The sequence below is a fragment of the Rehaibacterium terrae genome, assembly GCF_014202935.1.
Lineage (GTDB): Bacteria > Pseudomonadota > Gammaproteobacteria > Xanthomonadales > Xanthomonadaceae > Rehaibacterium > Rehaibacterium terrae.
In genome coordinates, this window is the sequence record NZ_JACHHX010000006.1 from 15996 (window position 1) to 36244 (window position 20249).

Below are 20249 nucleotides of genomic sequence, written 5' to 3' on the forward strand. Positions count from 1 at the left end.
GTTCGACCTCACTGGCCCGCGACGAACCAGCCCGCGTGCGCAGCCCAGGCGGCGACGAGGATCCAGACGATGGTGATGGGGATGAAGACCTTCCAGCCCAGGCGCATGATCTGGTCGTAGCGGTAGCGCGGGAAGGTGGCGCGGAACCACAGGAAGCAGAAGGCGAAGAAACCGGCCTTCAGGAACAGCCACAGGATGCTCGGCTGACCGAGGAAGGAATCCGTCCAGCCCTGGAACGGGCTCAGCCAGCCGCCCAGGAACAGCAGGGCCGCCAGGAAGCTGATCAGGATCATGTTGGCGTATTCGGCCAGGAAGAAGATCGCGAAGGCCGAACCGGAATACTCGACGTGGAAGCCGGCGACGATCTCCGACTCACCCTCGGCGACGTCGAAGGGTGCGCGGTTGGTCTCGGCCACGCCGGAGATGAAATAGATGACGAACAACGGCAGCAGCGGCAGCCAGAACCAGTCGAACAGCCCGGCCCCGCCCTTCTGCGCGTTGACGATCTCGCTGATGTTGAGCGTGCCGGCGGCGACCAGCACGCCGACCAGGGCGAAGCCCATGGCGATCTCGTAGCTGACCACCTGCGCGGCCGAACGCATGGCGCCGAGCAGCGCGTACTTGGAGTTGGACGCCCAGCCACCGAGGATGACGCCGTAGACGCCCATCGAGGTCATCGCCAGCAGGAACAGCAGGCCGGCATTGATGTCGGCCAGCACCAGCCCGTCCTCGAACGGCACCACCGCCCAGGCTGCGAGCGCCGGGGCCAGCGCCAGCACCGGCGCCAACCGGTACAGGAAGCCGTGCGCGTTGGTCGGAACGATCAGCTCCTTGAACAGCATCTTGAACACGTCGGCGAACGGCTGGATGAGGCCGATCCTCAGGCCGAACAGGTTGATGCCGCCGACGTAGGCCGGGCCGTGACGCACGTGCATCCAGCCGATCACCTTGCGCTCGGCCAGGGTGTAGAAGGCAACGGCAACGATGATCGGGACACTGATGAGCAGGATCTTCAGCAGCGTCCAGACCAGCAAGCCGAAGGTGCCGAAGGCGAGGAAGAACTCGCGGACGATCTCGATCACGCTCAGGCCCTCGTCACGGAAAGCACGCCGTGCGGCGCGATCGGCGCCGTGGCGTCGTAGCAGGATTCGATCCAGGCCGCGCCCTTGGCGACGGCGGCATCAACGGCCACCGGCAGCGCCGCGGTGCCGCGACCGTCGTCGACCTTGGCGATGGCGCCGGTGGACAGGCCGCGCGAAAGCGCATCCTCGGGGTGCAGCACCACGCGCGCGCCCTTCGTGAGCGGATGCGCGTTGAGCGCGGTGGCACGGCGCAGCACGGCGTCGGTCCGGTAGATCGGACGGGTGGCGATGCGCTCGAGTCCCTCGCCGGGGGCATGGACGACCGCCAGCCCCTGGCCGCAGGCGGCCGGCGTGGCCGTGAGCCGGTCGCGCAAGGCATCCAGCTCGACGAAGTCGAAGCCCGCCAGGCCAAGCGATTCGCCCAGCGCACGCAGCACCTTCCAGCCCGGGCGCGCCTCGCCCGGCAGCTTGCCGCCGGCGCGGGTGGACTGGTCGATGCCATCGACGTTGGTGAGGGTCGCCTCGATCTCGGGCGTCAGGCCGATCGGCAGGATCACCTCGGCCACGTCGCGCATGAAGGCCGGAGCGTAGGCGCTGAAGGCAACGACCCGGGCGCCGGCCAGCGCCTTGGCCGCCAGCGCGCCGTCGGCGAAGTCGTGCGGCGGCTCGGCGCCGTAGAGCAGGTAGGCTTGGCGCGGCTGCGCCAGCATGGCCTGGGCGTCGAGCCTGCCAGGCAGCACGCCATGGCGGGTCAGCCCCAGCGCATTGGCACCAAGCGGGATGCGGTTGATGCGGGCACCGGTTGCCTCTGCCAGCCGGCGTGCGGCGTCACGCAGGTGGCTGGCCTGCGGGTGCGTCTCGGCGATCTCGCCAAGCACGATGAGCGCCGAGGAGGCGTTCTTCAGCGCATCGAGGATCGCGCGGGCGTCATCGCCCTGCCCCTCGGCCACGGCCTTGAGCGCAGCCGGCAGCTGCGACGGCGCGACGACCCGCTTGCCGGCCAGTGCGAAGGTGAACTCGAAATCGACCGGATTGATGGCGTAGACCTTGGCCCCACGCTTGGCGGCCTTGTGCAGGCGCTGGTGCAGCAACGGCATTTCGTGGCGGAGGTTGCTGCCGACCAGCAGTACCGCCGTGGCCTGTTCGACCTCGGCCACCGGCAACCCGAACGGTTCGGCCACCGGCGCATCGGCAAAGTCGGTGAAATTCAGGCGGTGGTCGAGGTTGGGGCAACCCAGGCCATCGGCGATCGCCTTCAACAGCGCCCCCTCCTCGTTGGAGGTCGCCGGATGCACCAGCACGCCCAGGTCGTCGCCGCCTTGCGCCTTGAGCGCAGCGGCGGCGGCGGCCAGGGCCTCGTCCCAGCCCACCTCGCGCCACTGCCCGTCGACCTTGAGCTGCGGACGGGTCACGCGATCCTCGGCATACAGGCCCTGGTGCGAGTAACGGTCACGGTCGGACAGCCAGCACTCGTTGACCGCCTCGTTGTTGCGCGGCACCACGCGCAGGACCTCGCCGCGGCGCACATGCAGGAACAGGTTCGAACCGAGCGCGTCGTGGTAGCCCAGCGATTCGCGCGCCATCAGCTCCCACGGCCGGGCGCGGAAGCGGAACACCTTGTTGGTCAGTGCGCCGACCGGGCACACGTCGATGACGTTGCCCGACAGCTCGCTCTCCAGCGGCTTGCCGTCGTAGGTGCCGATCTCCAGCCGCTCGCCGCGCTGCATGCCGCCCAGTTCGTAGGTGCCGGCGATCTCGGCAGTGAAGCGGACACAGCGGGTGCAATGGATGCAGCGGGTCATCTCGGTGGCGACCAGCGGCCCCAGATCCTCGTCGGCCACCACGCGCTTGCGCTCGGAAAAGCGCGACACCGAGCGGCCATAGCCCAGGCTCAGGTCCTGCAACTCGCACTCGCCGCCCTGATCGCAGATCGGGCAGTCGAGCGGATGGTTGATCAGCAGGAACTCCATCACGTTGCGCTGGGCGTCCAGCGCACGCTTGGACTGGGTGTAGACCCTCATGCCTTCCATCACCGGCGTGGCACAGGCCGGTGCCGGCTTGGGCATCTTCTCGACGTCGACCAGGCACATGCGGCAGTTGGCCGCGATCGGCAGCTTCTCGTGGTAACAGAAGCGCGGAATCGGAATGCCGGCCTTGTCGGCGGCCTGGATGATCATCGAGCCCCTGGGCGCCTGCAGGGCGACGCCGTCGACTTCGATGTTGACCAGGTCGGGGGCCTGATTGTTTGTCGGTGCGGCGCTCATGCGGTCGCCTCTTCCGGAAATGGGGAACGGGAAGCGGAAAATGGGAAAAGAATTCCGGGCTGGCGCAGCTTCCGCCGCCCCCGATTTCCGGTTCCCGATTTCCGGCTTCCGAAAACGAAACTCATGCTGCCTGCTCCAAGCGGGCGTCATCCACAAGGAACCGCTTGTTGACGATCGCGTACTCGAACTCGTGCCAGAAGTGGCGCAGGAAACCCTGCACCGGCCACGCGGCGGCCTCGCCGAAGGCGCAGATGGTGTGGCCCTCGATCTGGCCGGCGGCGGCCTTGAGCATGTGCAGGTCGTCCATCGTCGCCTGGCGCTCGACGATGCGGGTCAGCATGCGATACATCCAGCCGGTGCCCTCGCGGCACGGCGTGCACTGACCGCAGCTCTCCTTGAAGTAGAAGCGGGCGATGCGCTGGCAGGCGCGCACCATGCAGGTGGTCTCGTCCATGACGATCACCGCGCCCGAGCCCAGGCCCGAGCCGGCCTTCTGGATCGAGTCGTAGTCCATGGTGCAGCCCATCATCACCTCGCCCGGCAGCACCGGCATCGACGAGCCGCCCGGAATCACCGCCTTGAGCTTGCGACCGCCGCGCACACCGCCGGCCATCGCCAGCAGCTCGCTGAACGGCGTGCCCAGGCGGATCTCGAAGTTGCCAGGGTTGTTGACGTGGCCGGACACCGAGAACACCTTCGGGCCGCCGTTGTTGGGCTTGCCCAGGCCCAGGAACCACTCGGCACCGTTGCGGATGATGGCCGGCACCGAGGCGTAGGTCTCGGTGTTGTTGATCGTGGTCGGCCGGCCGAACAGGCCGAAGTTGGCCGGGAACGGCGGCTTGAAGCGCGGCTGACCCTTCTTGCCCTCCAGTGACTCCATCAGCGCGGTTTCCTCGCCGCAGATGTAGGCGCCGGCGCCGAGCGCGTTGTGGATGTCGATGTCCACGCCGCTGCCCAGCACGTTCTTGCCCAGCCAGCCGTGGGCATAGGCTTCCTTCAGCGCCTGCTCCATGCGCTCGAACGGCTCATGGTGGAACTCGCCGCGCATGTAGTTGTAGGCCACGGTCGCCCCGGTGGCGTAGCAGGCGATCGCCATCCCTTCGATCACCGCATGCGGGTTGTAGCGCAGGATGTCGCGATCCTTGCAGGTCCCCGGCTCGGATTCGTCGGAGTTGCACAGGATGTACTTCTGCCCCGGCGCGCTGCGTGGCATGAAGCTCCATTTCAGTCCGGTCGGGAAGCCCGCGCCGCCGCGACCGCGCAGACCCGACTGCTTGACCATGTCGATGATCTGCTCCTGCGGAATCTTCTCGGTGAGGATCCTGCGCAGGGCCTGATAACCGCCGACCTTGAGGTAGTTCTCGTACGACCACGGCTCCTCGAAATGGAGCGTGTTGCGCACGACGTTGTGCTCCTCCGGAGCCGGACCGAAAGGACCGCGAATCTGATGATGCGCCATCTCGAATCACTCCAGCCCGTCGAGAATCTCGTCCACCTTCGCAGGGGTGAGCTTCTCGTGGTAATGCCCGTTGACGACCATCATCGGCGCGCCGCAGCAGGCGGCCAGGCACTCTTCCTCGACCTTGAGGTAGATGCGGCCATCCGGCGTACTCTCGCCGTGCCTGATGCCGAGCTTGCTCTCGCAGTGGCGCACGATGTCCTCGGCGCCGTTGAGCCAACAGCTGATGTTGGTGCAGATGGCGACGTTGTTGCGGCCGACCGGCCGGGTTTCGAACATCGAGTAGAAGGTGGCGACTTCGTAGGCCCACACCGGCGGGATGCCAAGATACTTGGCGACCGCCGCGATCAGCTCGTCACTGAGCCAGCCGCCATTCTGCTCCTGCGCCGCCATCAGGCCCTGGATCACCGCCGAGCGCTTGCGGTCGGGCGGGAACTTCGCCACCCAGTGGTCGATGTGCTGGCGGGTCCTGTCGCTCAGTGCGACCAGTGGGTCCACATGCCGGCAGGCCTCGAAATTACCGGTGGCCTTCATCGGTCGATCTCTCCGAAAACGATGTCGTAGGTGCCGATCATGGCGACCACGTCGGGCAGCATGTGACCCTTCACGATGGCATCCATCGACGACAGATGGGCGAAGCCCGGCGCGCGCAGCTTCAGGCGGAACGGCTTGTTGGCGCCGTCGGAGACGATGTAGGCGCCGAACTCGCCCTTGGGCGCCTCGACGGCGGCGTAGGCCTCGCCTTCCGGCACGCAATAGCCCTCGCTGAACAGCTTGAAGTGGTGGATGAGGGCTTCCATGTCGTCCTTCATCTCCTCGCGGGAGGGCGGCGCGACCTTGAAGTTCTTCACCATCACCGGACCGGGATTGGCGCGCAGCCAGGCCACGCACTGCTTGATGATGCGGGCCGACTGGCGCATCTCCTCGACACGTACCAGATAGCGGTCGTAGCAGTCGCCCTGCACGCCCACCGGGATGTCGAAGTCGACTTCGGCGTACTTGGCGTAGGGCTGCTTCTTGCGCAGGTCCCAGGCAATGCCCGAGCCACGCAGCATCGGGCCGGTCATGCCCCAGGCCAGCGCCATCTCCGGCGGCACCACGCCGATGCCGACGGTGCGCTGCTTCCAGATGCGGTTGTCGGTCAGCAGGGTCTCGTACTCGTCGATCTTGCCGAAGAAGTCGTCGCAGAAGGCGTCGAGGAAGTCGAGCAGCGTGCCTTCGCGCCACTCGTTGCTGCGCTTGAGGTCCTTGCCCTTGCGCCAGGGCGACTCCTTGTACTGCGGCATCCGGTCCGGCAGGTCACGATAGACGCCGCCCGGGCGGTAGTAGGTCGCGTGCATGCGCGCACCCGACACCGCCTCGTAGACGTCCATCAGCTCCTCGCGCTCGCGGAAGGCGTACAGGAACAGCGCCATCGCGCCCAGGTCCAGGCCGTTGGAGCCGATCCACATCAGGTGGTTGAGGATGCGCGTGACCTCGTCCATGCAGGTCCGGATCCACTGCGCGCGCTCGGGCGGCTCGATGCCCAGCAGCTTCTCGATGGCGCGCACGTAGGCGTGCTCGTTGCACATCATCGAGACGTAGTCGAGACGGTCCATGTAGCCGATCGACTGGTTGAACGGCTTGGACTCGGCCAGCTTCTCGGTGGCGCGGTGCAGCAGGCCGATGTGCGGGTCGGCGCGGCGCACGGTCTCGCCGTCCATCTCCAGCACCAGTCGCAGCACGCCGTGCGCGGCCGGGTGCTGGGGACCGAAATTCATCGTGTAGCTGCGGATTTCCTCTGTCATGCCGGGCCCCTCACTGCTTTTCCGGCTGCCGCTCGGCCCGGGCCTGCTGCAGACGCGAATCGTGACGGATCACGCGCGGCACCAACACGCGCGGCTCGATGGAGACCGGCTCGTACACGACCCGCTTCCTGTCGGCGTCGTAGCGGACCTCGACGTTGCCGATCAGCGGGAAGTCCTTGCGGAACGGATGACCGACGAAACCGTAGTCGGTCAGGATGCGACGCAGGTCGGGATGTCCTTCGAAGACGATGCCGAACAGGTCGAATGCCTCGCGCTCGAACCAGTTCACGCCCGGCCAGACATCGACCAGCGAGGGCACCACCGGCAGCGACTCGTCGGCGGCGAAGCAGCGGACCCGCAGGCGACGGTTGTGGTGGATCGAGAGCAGATGGACGACGACGGCGAAGCGCTTGTCGGGCCCCTTGCCGCGCGGGCGCTCGGCCCAGGTGAAGCGGCCCATCGCCTGGCCCTCGACGCCGCGACTGAAGCCCTCGGAGGACACGTCGGTGGTGTCCCATTCGGCCTGGCCGTAGCCGAGGTAGTCGACGCCGCACAGGTCGGTCAGCTGCTCGAAGCGCAGTTCGGGCTCGTCGCGCAACGCGCGACACACTTCGAGCCAGTGGTCGGGGGCGACCTCGATGGTGGTTTCGCCATGCGCCTGCGCGATCGACAGCAGCTTGCCGTCGAAGCGTGCGCGCAGGCGCTCGATGAAGGGGGTTGCTTGCTCGGCCATGGGCTTGGCGGGCAGTCCTGGATGTGTCGTGGGCGGCCGCGCTCAACGCGCGATCGTGTTGGTGCGGCGGATCTTCTTCTGCAACTGCAGGATGCCGTAGACCAGCGCCTCGGCGGTCGGCGGACAGCCTGGCACGTAGACATCCACGGGCACGATGCGGTCGCAGCCGCGCACCACGGCGTAGGAATAGTGGTAATAGCCGCCGCCGTTGGCGCAACTGCCCATCGAGATGACCCACTTCGGGTCGGGCATCTGGTCGTAGACCTTGCGCAGCGCCGGGGCCATCTTGTTGACCAGCGTGCCGGCCACGATCATCACGTCGGACTGGCGCGGCGACGGGCGGAAGATGACCCCGTAGCGGTCGAGATCCAGGCGCGAGGCGCCGGCGTGCATCATCTCGACGGCGCAACAGGCCAGACCGAAGGTCATCGGCCACATCGAGCCGGTGCGGGCCCAGTTGACCAGGGCATCGACACTGGTGGTGACGAAGCCGCGCTCCAGCAGCGGGTTGTCGCCCTCGGGACGCAGGATGTCGTCGACCCGGCCGATCGGCTCGGGGTTATGGAAGAACTCTTTCACTCCCATTCCAGCGCGCCCTTCTTCCACTCGTACACGAAGCCGATCACGAGGATGCCGAGGAACACGGCCATGGAAACGATCGCGGTCATGCCGATGTCGCGGAACACCACCGCCCACGGGAACAGGAACGCGATCTCGAGATCGAAGATGATGAACAGGATGGCGACGAGGTAGTAGCGCACGTCGAACTGCATGCGCGCGTCCTCGAAGGCCTCGAATCCGCACTCGTAGGGGGAGAGCTTCTCGCTCTCCGGGCGCTGCGGGCCGAGCAGCCAGCCCAGCACCAGCAGGGCCACACCGATGACGGTGGAAACGAACAGGAAGAGCAGGATCGGCAGGTATTCGCCCAGCACGTGCGCCTCACATCGCGCCACAGGGGCGCATGCGTCGCGCCGCCCGTGCGGCGGGCGGCGCGCCGTCAGTTCAATCTGGTGCCCAAGGGGGGACTCGAACCCCCACGACTTGCGTCGCTACCACCTCAAGGTAGTGCGTCTACCAATTCCGCCACCTGGGCAGGTGTCGTTCCGGTTGCGCGAACCGCGCCGCGGAACCTTGCAAATTGTATCAGCCGATCAGTCCTGCGTGTCGTCCTGCGTGTCGTCTTCTGACGGCTCTTCTTCCACAGGCGCGGCCGGAACCTCCGCCTGCGCCGGCCCGACTGCCGGCGCGGCCGGCACCTCGGCCGGGGTGGCGGCCGCCGGCACGCGCCCCATCACACCCAGATCCTCGGCCGCCGGCCCACGCACCGAGCGCGTCGCGTACATGGCCATAGCGAGGCTCAGCGCGAAGAACACGATCGCGAGCCACTTGGTGGCCTTCGAGAGGAAGTTGGAGGCGCCGCGCGCACCGAACACGGTGGCCGAGGCGCCGGCACCGAAGCCGGAGCCCGCGGCCGCACCGGCGCCGCGCTGCATCAGGATCAGCGCGACCATCGCCACGGCGACGATCAAGTACAGGATGGTGGCCAGCTGGATGAACATGTCGTATCGGCTCAGGCCGGCGCCGCGGCCGCGGCGATGGCCAGGAAATCGTTCGCAACGAGGGAGGCTCCCCCGACCAGGCCGCCATCGACGTCCGGCTGGGCGAACAGCTCGGCGGCGTTGGCGGGCTTGACGCTCCCCCCGTACAGGATGGGCAGCGAGCCGGCAATGTTAGCATCCCTCGCCGCGACTTCGCCACGGATGAAGGCATGCACGTCCTGCGCCTGCTGCGGGGACGCGGTCCTGCCGGTGCCGATCGCCCACACCGGCTCGTAGGCCACCACGGCGTCGGCGAGGACCCCGGCGCCGCCGAGTTCGAACAGCGGCTCGAACTGCCCGCGGATGATCCGCTCGGTCTCCCCTGCCTCGCGCTGCGCCAGGGTCTCGCCGACGCAGAGCACCGGGATCAGGCCGGCCCGCTTGGCGGCGATGAACTTCTCGGCCACCCGGCGACTGCTCTCGGCATGATACTGGCGACGCTCGGAGTGGCCCACCAGCACGTAACGGCAGCCGATGTCGGCCAGCATCCGTGCCGACACCTCGCCGGTGTAGGCCCCCTGCTCGTTGACGTCCACGTCCTGGGCCCCGAACGCCAGCCCACGCCCGCCGTAGGCGGCGATCAGCTCGGCCAGATAGGGCAGCGGCGGGCAGACCACCAGCTCGACGCCGGCCGGCCGCGGCCCGGCCACCACCGCATCGAGCAATTCGCGGGCGAAGGCACGGTCACCGTGCAGTTTCCAGTTGCCGGCCACGATGCGTGCACGCATGGGGGACTCCTTCCTGAAAGCGCGGAAGGATAGCCGGCCGTCTCCGGCCAGCCAAGGCGAGGCGCATGACTTGCGTCAAGCGGGACGCTCCGTGAGGCTGTCGCGACCCGATCGCGACGAGATTCCCGCATGACCACGACCCCGCCCGGCCACACCCTGATCACCGGCGCCTCCAGCGGCATCGGCGCCGCCCTGGCCCGCGAATACGCGCGCCGCGGCCGGCCGCTGGTACTGACCGCGCGCCGCGTCGACCGGCTGCAGGCGCTGGCCGACGAGTTGTCCGCGCAGGTGCCGGTCGAAATCATCGCGGCCGACCTGGCCGACCCCGCCACGCCCTCGGCGCTGTTTGCGGAAGCGCAGCGACGGGGACTGTTCGTCGCCACGCTGGTCAACAATGCCGGCTATGGCGTGCCCGGCCGCTACCTCTCGGCCGACTGGGACACCCATGCGCGCTTCCTGCAGGTGATGCTCACCGCCGTCGCCGAGCTGACCCACCGCTTCCTGCCGTCGATGGAGGCCGCCGGCCATGGCCGCATCCTCAACGTCGCCTCGATGGCGGGCCTGGTGCCGGCCTCCGCCGGCCACACACTGTACGGCGCGAGCAAGGCCTGGATGATCAAGTTCAGCGAGGCCCTGGCGCAGGAAAGCCGGCCGCGCGGCGTACACGTCACCGCGCTGTGCCCGGGCTTCACCCTGACCGAATTCCATGACGTCACCGGCACCCGCGACCGCGTCTCGCGGATGTCGCCGGGCATGTGGCTGGACGCGGCCCAGGTGGCCCGCGCCGGCGTGGATGCGGTCGAGGCCGGACGGGTGCTGTGCGTGCCGGGCTGGCGCTACAAGCTGATCCGGCAGATGGCCAAGCTGTTGCCCGACGCACTGATGCACCGGATCGTGGCGGCGCGGGCGAAGGATTTTCGGGACGCAGAATGAGGGCCGGGGCTCGGGGCCGGGGCCGGGGAATCGCATCAAGACATCGCCACCCCGGCACAAGCCGGGATGACGGCTGCTGCGAGTGCGACGGCTCGCGCGTCCCTCCCGCGCCCGCTCCAGGCAATTCCCGGGCCTCCGGCCCCGTGCCCCGGGTCCCCGCTCTTACTTGAGCCTGATCTCGCGCAGCCGCTCTTCTAGGTAGTCGTGCGAGGTGATCGGCGTCGGGTAGCGGTCCGGATTGTCGGCCGAGACGCACTGCGGCAGCGTCCGGATCAGGAAGTCCGGGTTCGGGTGCAGGAAGAACGGCGTGGAGTAGCGCGGCTGGCGCGCCTTCTCGCCGGGCGGGTTGACCACCCGGTGGGTGGTCGACGGATACACGTGGTTGGTCAGACGCTGCAGCATGTCGCCGATGTTGACCACGATGGTGTCGGCATCGGCAGTGAAGGGGATCCACTCGCCCTTGCGCGAGAGCACTTCCAGCCCCTCGGCGCTGGCGCCGACCAGCAGTGTGATGAAGTTGATGTCCTCGTGCGCGCCAGCGCGGACGTTGGGAATGTCGGGCGTGGTGATCGGCGGGTAGTGGATCGGACGCAGGATCGAGTTGCCGAATTGGGTCTTGTCGGCGAAAAAATCCTCCGGCAGGCCGATGTGCAGGGCCAGTGCGGCGAGCACGCGCGAGCCGAGCGCATCCAGCGCCTCGTACAGCGCGTAGCCGTATTCGCGGAAACCAGGCACTTCCTCGGGCCACAGATTGGGCGGCATCACCGACGCATACTTCGAATCGCGCGGGATCTCCCGGCCGATGTGCCAGAACTCCTTGAGGTCGGGGTACTGCGAGTCCTTGGCTGTCTCCACGCCGAAGGGCGTATAGCCGCGCGCGCCGCCGCTGCCCGGCAGGTGGTACTTCATCTTGGTCTCGGTCGGCAGCGCGAAGAAACGCCGAAAGGCGTCGTAGGCATCGTCGATCAGGGTCTGCGGGATGCCGTGGCCGCGGATGCCGCAGAAGCCCCATTCGCGGTAGGCGGCGCCCAGCTCGGCGACGAAGGCCTGACGGTCACTGTCGAAACGGCGGATGTCGAGTGTCGGGATGGTCGTGTTCACGGGCTGTCTTCTGTCGGAGCCGCCGGAAATCCGGCGGCAAGTCTGGTTCTGGAAAGGGGATTTTGGCTCGATCGCCATCAGGCCGCTGCCGCCACGGCCTTCGCCAGCCGCTGCAGGGTCTCTTCCAGCAGGGCCTCGTCGGCGGCCTCGACGGTGACCCGCACCACCGGCTCGGTGCCGGAAGGCCGCAGCACCACCCGGCCCTGCCCGGCCAGCCGGTCGCGGGCATGGGAGAGCTCGGCCTGCACGACGGCCGAATCGACCGGCCGGGTGCCCGGCACCACGCGCACATTGACCGTCTTCTGCGGCACCTTGCGCAGGTCCTGCAAGGCATCGCGAAGGCGCAGGCCACGGCGGCGCAAGACTTCCAGCACCTGCAGCGCGCTGACGATCCCGTCACCGGTGCTGGCGCGATCCAGGCACAGCAGGTGGCCGGAGGTCTCGCCGCCGAGCACGCCGTCATGGGCCAGAAGCTGCTGGTGCACGTAGCGGTCGCCGACCTTGGCGCGGACCAGGCCGATGCCGGCGGCGGTCAAGGCCTGCTCCAGGCCGAAGTTGGTCATCAGCGTCCCCACCACCGGGCCGCGCAGGCGTCCACTGGCCTGCCAGTCCATGGCCAGTACGTAGAGCAGGTCGTCGCCATCCACCGGCGAGCCGAGATGATCGACCATCTGCACGCGGTCGCCGTCGCCGTCGAAGGCGATGCCCAGTTCGGCGCCGCTGTCGAGCACATGCCGCGACAGCGCCTGGATGTGGGTGGAGCCGACGTCACGGTTGATGTTGAGCCCGTCGGGCGCGGCACCGATGGCGCTCACCTCCGCGCCGAGCTCGGCGAACAGCCGGGGCGCGATACCGTAGGTGGCGCCGTGCGCGCAGTCCAGCGCCAGTTTCAGGCCGCGCAGATGGAACTCCTCGGGCACGGTCGACTTGCAGAACTCCGCGTAGCGTGCGGCGGCATCGGGCACGCGCAGCGCCTTGCCCAGCGCCTCGGAGGCGACCGTGGCGAACGGCGCATCGAGCGCGGCCTCGATCGCCGCCTCGGTCGCATCGTCGAGCTTCTCGCCGTGGGCGGAGAAGAACTTGATGCCGTTGTCGTGATGCGGATTGTGCGAGGCGCTGATGACGATGCCGGCATCGGCCCGCAGCGAACGCGTGAGATAGGCCACGGCCGGGGTCGGCATCGGCCCGAGCAGCCTGACGTTGGCGCCGGCCGCGACCAGCCCGGCCTCCAGCGCTGACTCGAACATGTAGCCGGAAATGCGGGTGTCCTTGCCGATCACCACCACCGGCTGGTCGCGACCGGCGGCGGCCAGCACGCGACCGAGCGCGTTGCCCAGCCGCAGCACGAAGTCGGCCGAGATCGGGCCCTCGCCGACCCGGCCACGGATGCCGTCGGTGCCGAAATACTTGCGCTCGCGCATGGAATCGTCTCGTCCCTGCTGTCGCGGATCAGGCCGCAGAAGCGGCCGGCGCCGGCCGGCGGGTGAGGATGGCCAGCAGCGCGGCCAGCTTGTCGCGCATCTCGCGGCGATCGACGATCAGGTCGATGGCACCGTGCTCCAGCAGGAACTCCGAGCGCTGGAACCCCTCCGGCAGCGTCTCGCGCACGGTCTGCTGGATCACCCGCGGGCCGGCGAAGCCGATCAGCGCCTGCGGCTCGCCGACATTGATGTCGCCAAGCATGCCCAGGCTGGCGGACACGCCGCCGGTGGTCGGATGGGTCAGCACCGAGATGAACGGCAGGCCGGCGGCGCGCATGCGCCCGAGCGCCGCGGCGGTCTTGGCCATCTGCATCAGCGAGAACAGGCTCTCCTGCATGCGCGCGCCGCCGGTCGCCGAGAAGCACACCAGCGGACAGCGCAGCGCCAGCGCGCGCTCGGCGGCACGGGCGAACTTTTCGCCCACCACCGACCCCATCGAGCCGCCCATGTACTTGAACTCGAAGGCCGCCGCGACCACCGGCATGCCCTTCAGACGCCCCTCCATCGAGATCAGCGCGTCCTTCTCGCCGGTCTGCTTCTGCGCGGCCTTGATGCGGTCGGGGTACTTCTTGGTGTCGCGGAACTTCAGCGGGTCGGTCGGCGCCAGGTCGGCGTCGAGTTCGGTCGCGCTGCCCTCGTCGAGGAAGGCGGCCAGCCGCGCACGCGCGCCGATGTAATGGTGGTGGCCGCACTTGGGGCAGACCTCCAGGTTGCGCTCCAGCTCCGGCCGGTAGAGCACGGCCGAACACTTCTCGCATTTCTCCCACAGCCCTTCCGGAACCCCTCGCTTGTTACCGGTCTGGGTGCGGATGCGCGACGGCATGAGTTTCTGCAGCCAGCTCACGATGCGGCCTCGTTCAAGAGCTCGAATGTCATGGCGATGTCCTCGATCCGGGCGCCGGCGCCGGAGGGCGCGGCACGACCGGCCAAACCGGCAGTTTACGTCAGCCGGCCGGCGGCGACATCGTCGAGCGCGGCCCGCAGGGGGGCGAGGAAGTCGCGCGCCCGCGCCGGCGCCTGCGCCGGATCGCCCGCAGCCAGCCGCTCGACCAGTGCGCTGCCGACCACCACGCCGTCGGCGCATGGCGCCAGCGCGGCGGCGGTGGTGGCGTCCTTGACGCCGAAGCCGACCACTACCGGCACGGCGGCTTGCGCACGCAGTGCGGCCACCCGACCGGCCACCGCGCCGGTGTCGATCCGGTCGGCGCCGGTCACGCCGGCGAAGCTGACGTAGTAGAGATACCCCTGCGCCTCGCGCGCCATCCTCGCCAGCCGCTCCGGCGAGGTGGTCGGCGACGCCAGCGCGATCAGCGCCAGGCCGTGCCGGTTGAAGGCAGCGCGGGTGTCTCCGGCTTCCTCGGGCGGCAGGTCGACCAGCAGCACACCATCCACACCGGCCGCCGCGGCTTCGCGGGCGAAGCGCCCGGCGCCGCGCATTTCGACCGGGTTGAGGTAGCCCATCAACACCACCGGGGTATCGGCATCGGTGTCGCGGAAGGCGCGCACGCAACCGAGTACGTAGTCGGTACCGGCCCGGCGCGCCAGCGCACGCTCGGAACTGCGCTGGATGACCGGCCCGTCGGCCATCGGATCGGAGAACGGCATGCCCAACTCGATCACATCGGCCCCGGCCGCGACCAGCGCGTGCATCACCGGCACGGTCGCCTCCAGCGACGGATCGCCGGCGGTGATGAACGGAATCAGCGCCTTGCGGCGATGGGCGGCGAGTTGCGCGAAACGGGATTCGATGCGGGTCATTTTTCCTGCCACGGATCTACACGGATGAACACGGATGAGTACGCAGTTGGATCATGCATCCAGGATTGCGCCATGTCGGGCCGGTCGGTACGTCCATGCATTCATCCTTCGGCTCTATCCGTGTTCATCCGCGTCGATCCGTGGCAAGAACTCAAAGCGCGATGCCTTCGCGCGCCGCGATCGTGTAGATGTCCTTGTCGCCGCGCCCGGACAGGTTGCACAGCACCAGCGCGTCCTTCGGCAGCTCGCGGGCGAGCTTGATCGCCTGGGCGACGGCGTGACTCGACTCCAGCGCGGCGAGGATGCCCTCGGTGCGGGCGAGCAGGTGGAAGGCCTGCATCGCCTCCTCGTCGGTGATGCCGACATAGGTGGCGCGGCCGGTGTCCTTGAGGAAGGCGTGCTCGGGGCCGACGCCCGGATAGTCCAGGCCGGCCGAGACCGAGTGGGTTTCGACGATCTGCCCGTCGTCGTCGCAGAGCACGTAGGTGCGGTTGCCGTGCAGCACGCCCGGGCGACCGGCCGCCAGCGAGGCGGCATGATGGCCGGTCGTGATGCCCTCGCCTGCCGCTTCGGCGCCGTACAGCGCCACCCCGCGGTCGTTGAGGAAGGCATGGAACATGCCGATCGCGTTGGAACCGCCGCCGACGCAGGCGGTGACGGCATCCGGCAGACGGCCGTACTCGGCCAGCATCTGCTCGCGCGCCTCGCGCCCGACCACGGCGTTGAAGTCGCGCACCAGCATCGGGTACGGGTGCGGACCGGCCACCGTGCCGATGATGTAGAAGGTGTCGTGGACGTTGCTGACCCAGTCGCGCATCGCCTCGTTGAGCGCGTCCTTGAGCGTCCTGCTGCCAGAATGCACCGGCACGACCGTCGCGCCGAGCAGCTTCATGCGGAACACGTTCGGCGCCTGCCGCTCGACGTCGGTGGCGCCCATGTAGACCACGCACTCCAGGCCCAGCCGCGCGGCCACCGTGGCGCTGGCGACGCCGTGCTGGCCGGCGCCGGTCTCGGCGATGATGCGGGTCTTGCCCATCCGCCTGGCGAGCATCGCCTGGCCGATGGTGTTGTTGATCTTGTGCGCGCCGGTGTGGTTGAGATCCTCGCGCTTGAGCAGGATGCGCGCGCCGCCGACGTGACGGCTCAGCCGTTCGGCGTCGTAGATCGGGCTCGGGCGGCCGACGTAATGACGGTAGTCGCGCTGCAGCTCGGCGAGGAACTCCGGGTCGTCGCGGTAACGGCGATAGGCGGCATCGAGCTCGCGCAGCGGCTCGATCAGCGTCTCGGAGACGAAGACGCCGCCGTAAGGGCCGAAATGTCCGCGCGCATCCGGGAACGCGCTGTAGTCCTCAACCGGCGGTAGTGTCGTCTGCACGCCTGACCTCTTCCACGAAACGTCGCATCTTCTCGCCGTCCTTGACACCCGGCGCGCTCTCGATCCCGCTCGACACGTCCACGCCCCACGGCCGTGCGACGCGGATCGCCCGGCCGACGTTGCCGGCGTCCAGTCCGCCGGCCAGCAGCCAGGGCCGGGCGAGTTCGCCGGGAATCCGGGACCAGTCGAAACTGCGGCCGCCGCCGCCGGGCTGGCCGGCGGCGTGGCCATCCAGAACCAGACCTGCGGCGGAAGGGTAACGTGCGGCGAGACCGCGCGCATCCACTTCGCCGGCCATCGGCACGACCTTGAAGAACGGCAAGCCCCAGCGGCGGCACTCGACCTCGTGCTCGTCACCGTGGAACTGCAGCACCTGCGGCTTGAGCGTGCGCACGACGCGCTCGATCTCGGCCGGCGGATTGTCCATGAACAGCGCGACCACGCTGACGAACGGCGACACCGCCACGCGCAGGGCCATGGCCTGCTCCAGGGTCAGGCGGCGCGGGCTGGCCTCGGCGAAGACCAGGCCGACCGCATCCACGCCCAGCTCGCAGGCCAGCCGGACATCGCCGGGCCGGGTCAGGCCGCAGAATTTGATCCGGGTACGCATGTTCGTTCCACTCCGATCCGCCCATCTTACGCCCCTGCCGTGCGCGGCCCGTGACGACCGCCAGGCTGGGCGCTCAGAGGCAGACCTCCTCCGGCAGCCCCCACTGACGCGGATAGCGCGGCCCGAGAAAGGTCAGACCGGAGGCCGGCGCGGTCGGCCCGGCGACGATGCGGTCGCGGCCGGCCAGCAGCTCGGCGATCCACGATTCAGGCCGCTCGCCACGACCGACCGGGATCAGGCTGCCGACGATGTTGCGCACCATGTGGTGCAGGAAGGCGTTGGCCTGCACCTCGATGACCACCTCGTCGCCCGCGCGGGCAACCGTGATCTCATGCAGGTCCCGGCGCGCGTGCCTGGCCTGGCAGTGCACGGTGCGGAAGGCGCTGAAGTCGTGCTCGCCGACCAGCACCTGGGCGGCGCGGTGCATGGCCACGTGATCGAGCGGCAGCCGCTCCCAGGCGACGAACTGCCGCTGCAGGGCCGCCCGTACCGGGCGATTGAGGATGCGGTAACGGTAACGGCGCGCCCGGGCGGAGTAGCGCGCATGGAATTCGTCCGGCACTTCCCGCGCCCACAGCACCACGATCGAGTGCGGCAGGCGCGTGGTGATGCCCAGCACCCAGCCGCGCGGATCGCGCCGGACCGGCGCGTCGAAATGCACGACCTGGCAGCGCGCGTGCACGCCGGCGTCGGTACGACCCGAGCAGACCACCTCGACTGGCGCGTCGGCAACGAAGGACACGGCGTCTTCCACGGCCGCCTGCAGCGAGGCGCCGTGCGAGAGCCGCTGCCATCCCTGGAAGCCGGTGCCGTCGTATTCGATTCCCAATGCGATGCGCATGGCGCTGTCGGTCTCTCCGGAAACCGGAAGGGCCGGGTCGCCCCGGCCCTTCCGCTGTGTCGCCGGCTGCCGGCCCGCGGCCGTCAGCCGATCTCGTCCAGCAAGCGGCGGGCCTCCTGCTGCTGCCTCTCGTTGCCCTCGAAGGCGACCTCCTCCAGCATGCCGCGCGCGCCTTCGACATCGCCGATGTCGAGGTAGGCGCGGGCCAGTTCCAGCTTGGTGGCGACGGCGTCCTCGATGCCCTCGCCTTCGTCGCCGGTCTCGCCGCCGGTCTCGCCGCTGAAGTCGGCGGCAGCGGTCGCCGGCTCCGCTCCGTCCACGACCGACTCAGCCGGCTCCGGCTCCGCTGCGTCGCTCCGGGCCGCCGCGACTTCCTCGAACGCGGCCCTCCACGGATCTTCCGCCGCGTCCTCGGCAGGCCCGCTCCCGGACCCTTCGGCGAGGAGGTCGCCGGTCGCCTCGTCGCGCTCGATGAAGTCGTCGGAATCGGCCGGCGATCCGGCGAAGTCACCCTCCTCGGCGAACAGCGGACTGTCGGGCGACAGCGCCCGCCCCATCCGCCTGACCTCGTCCCAGCGCGGATCGTCCGGGTCGTCGAGCCGGACGCGCATCGCCGCCGCAGCCGCCTCGAAAGCCTCCGCGTCGCCGCGCGCATGGTGCTCGCGCAGCAGGGCGAGATGGGCGTCGATGTCGCCGGCATCGGACTCGACCGCCGACTCCAACGCGGCCAGTCCCGCGTCCTGGCGCTCCGCCTGCCCATCGTCGGCGTCGAAGGCTTCCGTCTCCGCCAGTTCCTCGACCTCGACCCTTGGCGTCGTCGCCCGTGGCGCGGCCGCGCCGGCCGTCAGCGCGCCGACATCGATGTGCCGCCGCGGCGGCGCCTCGGCGGGCTGCCGGCGGCGACCGAACAGCCAAGCCAGCAGGCCGACCGCGAGCAGCGCCATGCCGCCCAGCCCCCACGGCCGCTGGTACCACGGCGTGGTCGGGCCCGGCGCGGGCGCGGGCGGCGTCATGTCCGGCGTCGATGCCGGCGGCGCCGGCTCGCCAGCGGCGGCCACCGCCTCGGCGCTCTCCGGCCCGGTTTCTCCGCCCGCCGCATCGGCCACCGCCTCGCTGGCCGCCTCGACGGCCGGCGCGTCGGCCGCGGCGGGCTGGTGCTCGCGCCCCTCCAGCTCGGCCAGACGCCGCTGCAGGGCGGCCAGCTCGCTGTCCTTGAGCGACAGCAGGCGCTGCTGGTCGCGACTCATCCGCTCCAGGTCGTCGAGGCGCGCCTTCAGCTCGGCCACCTCGGCGCTGCGCGCGGCCAGCTCCTCGCGGGCCTGGCCCAGCTCGGCGCGCAGGGCGGTGCCTTCGCCGTCGGCGCTGGCGCCGGACTGCGCGCCGCGCGCCGGCGCATCACCGACCGGGGGCACGATCTCCAGCCGGGCGTCGGCCGGCGCGCGTGCCGGCCGGCGCGGCGCCGCGGCGGCGGCCACGCTCTCCGCCGGTTGCGGCAGGGCACGCCGGCCCTGCTGCCAGGCTTCGTTCTGCTCGCGCACCAGCAGCGCCGCCTCGGCGGCACTGAGCGTCTGCACTTCGCCCGCGCCGGGAATGCGCAGGATCGCGCCACGCTTGAGACGGTTGATGTTGCCGTCGATGAAGGCGTCCGGATTGGCGCGCAGCATCGCCAGCATCATCTGGTTGACCGACGTGCCAGCCGGGCGGTGCGCCTCGGCGATCGCCCACAAGGTCTGGCCGGCGGCCACCGGGCCGATGCTGTCCGGCGCGGCGGCCGGAGCAGGTGCCGGGGCGGGAGGCACCGAAGGCGCAGGCGTGGACGGCGGCGACGGCGGCCGTGACTCGGCGACCGGCGCCGGGGCTACCGGAGCTGCGGCCGGCGCCGGCGGCGACGGCTCGGCGGCGGGCTCCCGCACAGCCGGCGCGGGGGCCGGGGCCGGCAATGGAGCCGCGCCGGCGGCAGGCGGGGCCGGTGACGGCGCCACCGTCGCCGGCGTCACCACCTTCGGCACGGCCGGGGCCAGGTAGGGCGGGTCGAGCAGGACGGTGAACTCGCGCACCAGACGGCCACGCCCCCAGTCCACCTCCAGCAGGAAAGTGACGAAGGGGTCGCTGACCTTGTTGCGGGTGGTCACCCGGATGACCCGTTCGCCGCGGGCATTGGTACCCACGGCGAACTCCAGGTTCGCGGCCAGTGCGGCCGGCCGCTCCAGACCGACGCGGGCGAACGCGTCGGGCGGCGCCAGGCGCACCAGCAGGTTGTCGGCCTCGCCCGGCACCGTCTGGATGATCGGGATCTCGGCCTGCAGCGGCTGGTTGAGGTGGGACTTGACCTCGATCTGTCCCAGACCGAGCGCGTGGGAATGCGAAGCGCCCAGCGCCAAGGCCAGGGCGAGCGGCAGTCGCAGATGCTTGGTTCTCACGTGGCTACTCCCCCGAAATCGGCATTGCGACGGCCATTGCCTGTCGCGGACGGCCGTGAATCGTCCACGGGACTATAGG

Annotated in this window: 19 protein-coding genes and 1 tRNA gene; 1 reads left to right on the plus strand and 19 read right to left on the minus strand. The window is 69.6% G+C overall.

Translation table 11 applies throughout. The features are described 5' to 3' along the window. Positions 1 to 8: 8 nt before the first annotated feature. From nuoH to tpiA, 11 genes are all read right to left on the minus strand, one after another. Positions 9 to 1088, minus strand: a complete 1080-nt coding sequence (gene nuoH / locus HNQ58_RS05420) for an NADH-quinone oxidoreductase subunit NuoH (protein WP_183948028.1) — start codon at positions 1086 to 1088, stop codon at positions 9 to 11. Further along, entirely contained in the window at positions 1085 to 3346 is a 2262-nt protein-coding gene (gene nuoG, locus HNQ58_RS05425) for an NADH-quinone oxidoreductase subunit NuoG (protein WP_183947782.1), read from the minus strand. Before nuoG ends, nuoH begins: the two co-directional genes overlap by 4 nt. A 121-nt stretch (positions 3347 to 3467) precedes the next feature. Beyond that, positions 3468 to 4805 (minus strand): NADH-quinone oxidoreductase subunit NuoF, encoded by a 1338-nt coding sequence (nuoF, locus tag HNQ58_RS05430; RefSeq protein WP_183947783.1) that lies wholly within the window; start codon positions 4803 to 4805, stop codon positions 3468 to 3470. A gap of 6 nt (positions 4806 to 4811) precedes the next feature. Beyond that, a complete protein-coding gene (gene nuoE, locus HNQ58_RS05435) occupies positions 4812 to 5339 on the minus strand; it encodes an NADH-quinone oxidoreductase subunit NuoE (protein WP_183947784.1) in 528 nt (175 codons plus the stop codon). Further along, a complete protein-coding gene (locus HNQ58_RS05440; RefSeq protein ID WP_183947785.1) occupies positions 5336 to 6592 on the minus strand; it encodes an NADH-quinone oxidoreductase subunit D in 1257 nt (418 codons plus the stop codon). The genes nuoE and HNQ58_RS05440 overlap by 4 nt, the downstream gene beginning before the upstream one ends. 10 nt (positions 6593 to 6602) lie before the next feature. Next, complete coding sequence (locus HNQ58_RS05445; RefSeq protein WP_183947786.1) at positions 6603 to 7325, minus strand: NADH-quinone oxidoreductase subunit C; 723 nt, start codon at positions 7323 to 7325, stop codon at positions 6603 to 6605. Positions 7326 to 7367: 42 nt separating this feature from the next. Further along, positions 7368 to 7910: a NuoB/complex I 20 kDa subunit family protein gene (locus HNQ58_RS05450; protein ID WP_183947787.1), complete on the minus strand. Its 543-nt coding sequence runs from the start codon at positions 7908 to 7910 to the stop codon at positions 7368 to 7370. Then, positions 7901 to 8257 (minus strand): NADH-quinone oxidoreductase subunit A, encoded by a 357-nt coding sequence (locus HNQ58_RS05455; RefSeq protein WP_183948029.1) that lies wholly within the window; start codon positions 8255 to 8257, stop codon positions 7901 to 7903. The genes HNQ58_RS05450 and HNQ58_RS05455 overlap by 10 nt, the downstream gene beginning before the upstream one ends. A 76-nt stretch (positions 8258 to 8333) precedes the next feature. Then, positions 8334 to 8418: transfer RNA gene (locus HNQ58_RS05460), tRNA-Leu, on the minus strand. A gap of 58 nt (positions 8419 to 8476) precedes the next feature. Further along, complete coding sequence (gene secG / locus HNQ58_RS05465; protein ID WP_183947788.1) at positions 8477 to 8884, minus strand: preprotein translocase subunit SecG; 408 nt, start codon at positions 8882 to 8884, stop codon at positions 8477 to 8479. An 11-nt stretch (positions 8885 to 8895) separates the two neighbouring features. Then, positions 8896 to 9651: a triose-phosphate isomerase gene (gene tpiA, locus HNQ58_RS05470; RefSeq protein ID WP_183947789.1), complete on the minus strand. Its 756-nt coding sequence runs from the start codon at positions 9649 to 9651 to the stop codon at positions 8896 to 8898. A gap of 129 nt (positions 9652 to 9780) precedes the next feature. Here tpiA and HNQ58_RS05475 point away from each other — a divergent pair, with 129 nt between their 5' ends. After that, a complete protein-coding gene (locus tag HNQ58_RS05475; protein ID WP_183947790.1) occupies positions 9781 to 10584 on the plus strand; it encodes an SDR family NAD(P)-dependent oxidoreductase in 804 nt (267 codons plus the stop codon). 162 nt (positions 10585 to 10746) lie between these two features. Here the strand turns inward: HNQ58_RS05475 and HNQ58_RS05480 are convergent, their stop codons facing one another. From HNQ58_RS05480 to HNQ58_RS13535, 8 genes are all read right to left on the minus strand, one after another. Next, entirely contained in the window at positions 10747 to 11685 is a 939-nt protein-coding gene (locus HNQ58_RS05480) for an isopenicillin N synthase family oxygenase (RefSeq protein ID WP_183947791.1), read from the minus strand. 77 nt (positions 11686 to 11762) lie between these two features. After that, complete coding sequence (gene glmM, locus HNQ58_RS05485) at positions 11763 to 13106, minus strand: phosphoglucosamine mutase (RefSeq protein WP_183947792.1); 1344 nt, start codon at positions 13104 to 13106, stop codon at positions 11763 to 11765. Between the two features lie 28 nt (positions 13107 to 13134). Beyond that, on the minus strand, positions 13135 to 14010 hold the full coding sequence (accD, locus tag HNQ58_RS05490) for an acetyl-CoA carboxylase, carboxyltransferase subunit beta (protein WP_183947793.1): 876 nt from the start codon (positions 14008 to 14010) through the stop codon (positions 13135 to 13137). Positions 14011 to 14105: 95 nt separating this feature from the next. Continuing rightward, positions 14106 to 14924, minus strand: a complete 819-nt coding sequence (gene trpA, locus HNQ58_RS05495) for a tryptophan synthase subunit alpha (RefSeq protein WP_183947794.1) — start codon at positions 14922 to 14924, stop codon at positions 14106 to 14108. Between the two features lie 151 nt (positions 14925 to 15075). Beyond that, on the minus strand, positions 15076 to 16299 hold the full coding sequence (gene trpB, locus HNQ58_RS05500; protein ID WP_183947796.1) for a tryptophan synthase subunit beta: 1224 nt from the start codon (positions 16297 to 16299) through the stop codon (positions 15076 to 15078). Continuing rightward, positions 16274 to 16909 carry a phosphoribosylanthranilate isomerase gene (locus HNQ58_RS05505; RefSeq protein WP_183947798.1) on the minus strand — a complete coding sequence of 212 codons (636 nt, stop codon included), beginning with the start codon at positions 16907 to 16909 and terminating at the stop codon, positions 16274 to 16276. Before HNQ58_RS05505 ends, trpB begins: the two co-directional genes overlap by 26 nt. A gap of 73 nt (positions 16910 to 16982) precedes the next feature. After that, a complete protein-coding gene (gene truA / locus HNQ58_RS05510; protein ID WP_183947800.1) occupies positions 16983 to 17750 on the minus strand; it encodes a tRNA pseudouridine(38-40) synthase TruA in 768 nt (255 codons plus the stop codon). A gap of 83 nt (positions 17751 to 17833) precedes the next feature. Continuing rightward, on the minus strand, positions 17834 to 20170 hold the full coding sequence (locus HNQ58_RS13535; RefSeq protein ID WP_183947802.1) for a FimV/HubP family polar landmark protein: 2337 nt from the start codon (positions 20168 to 20170) through the stop codon (positions 17834 to 17836). Positions 20171 to 20249: the final 79 nt, after the last annotated feature.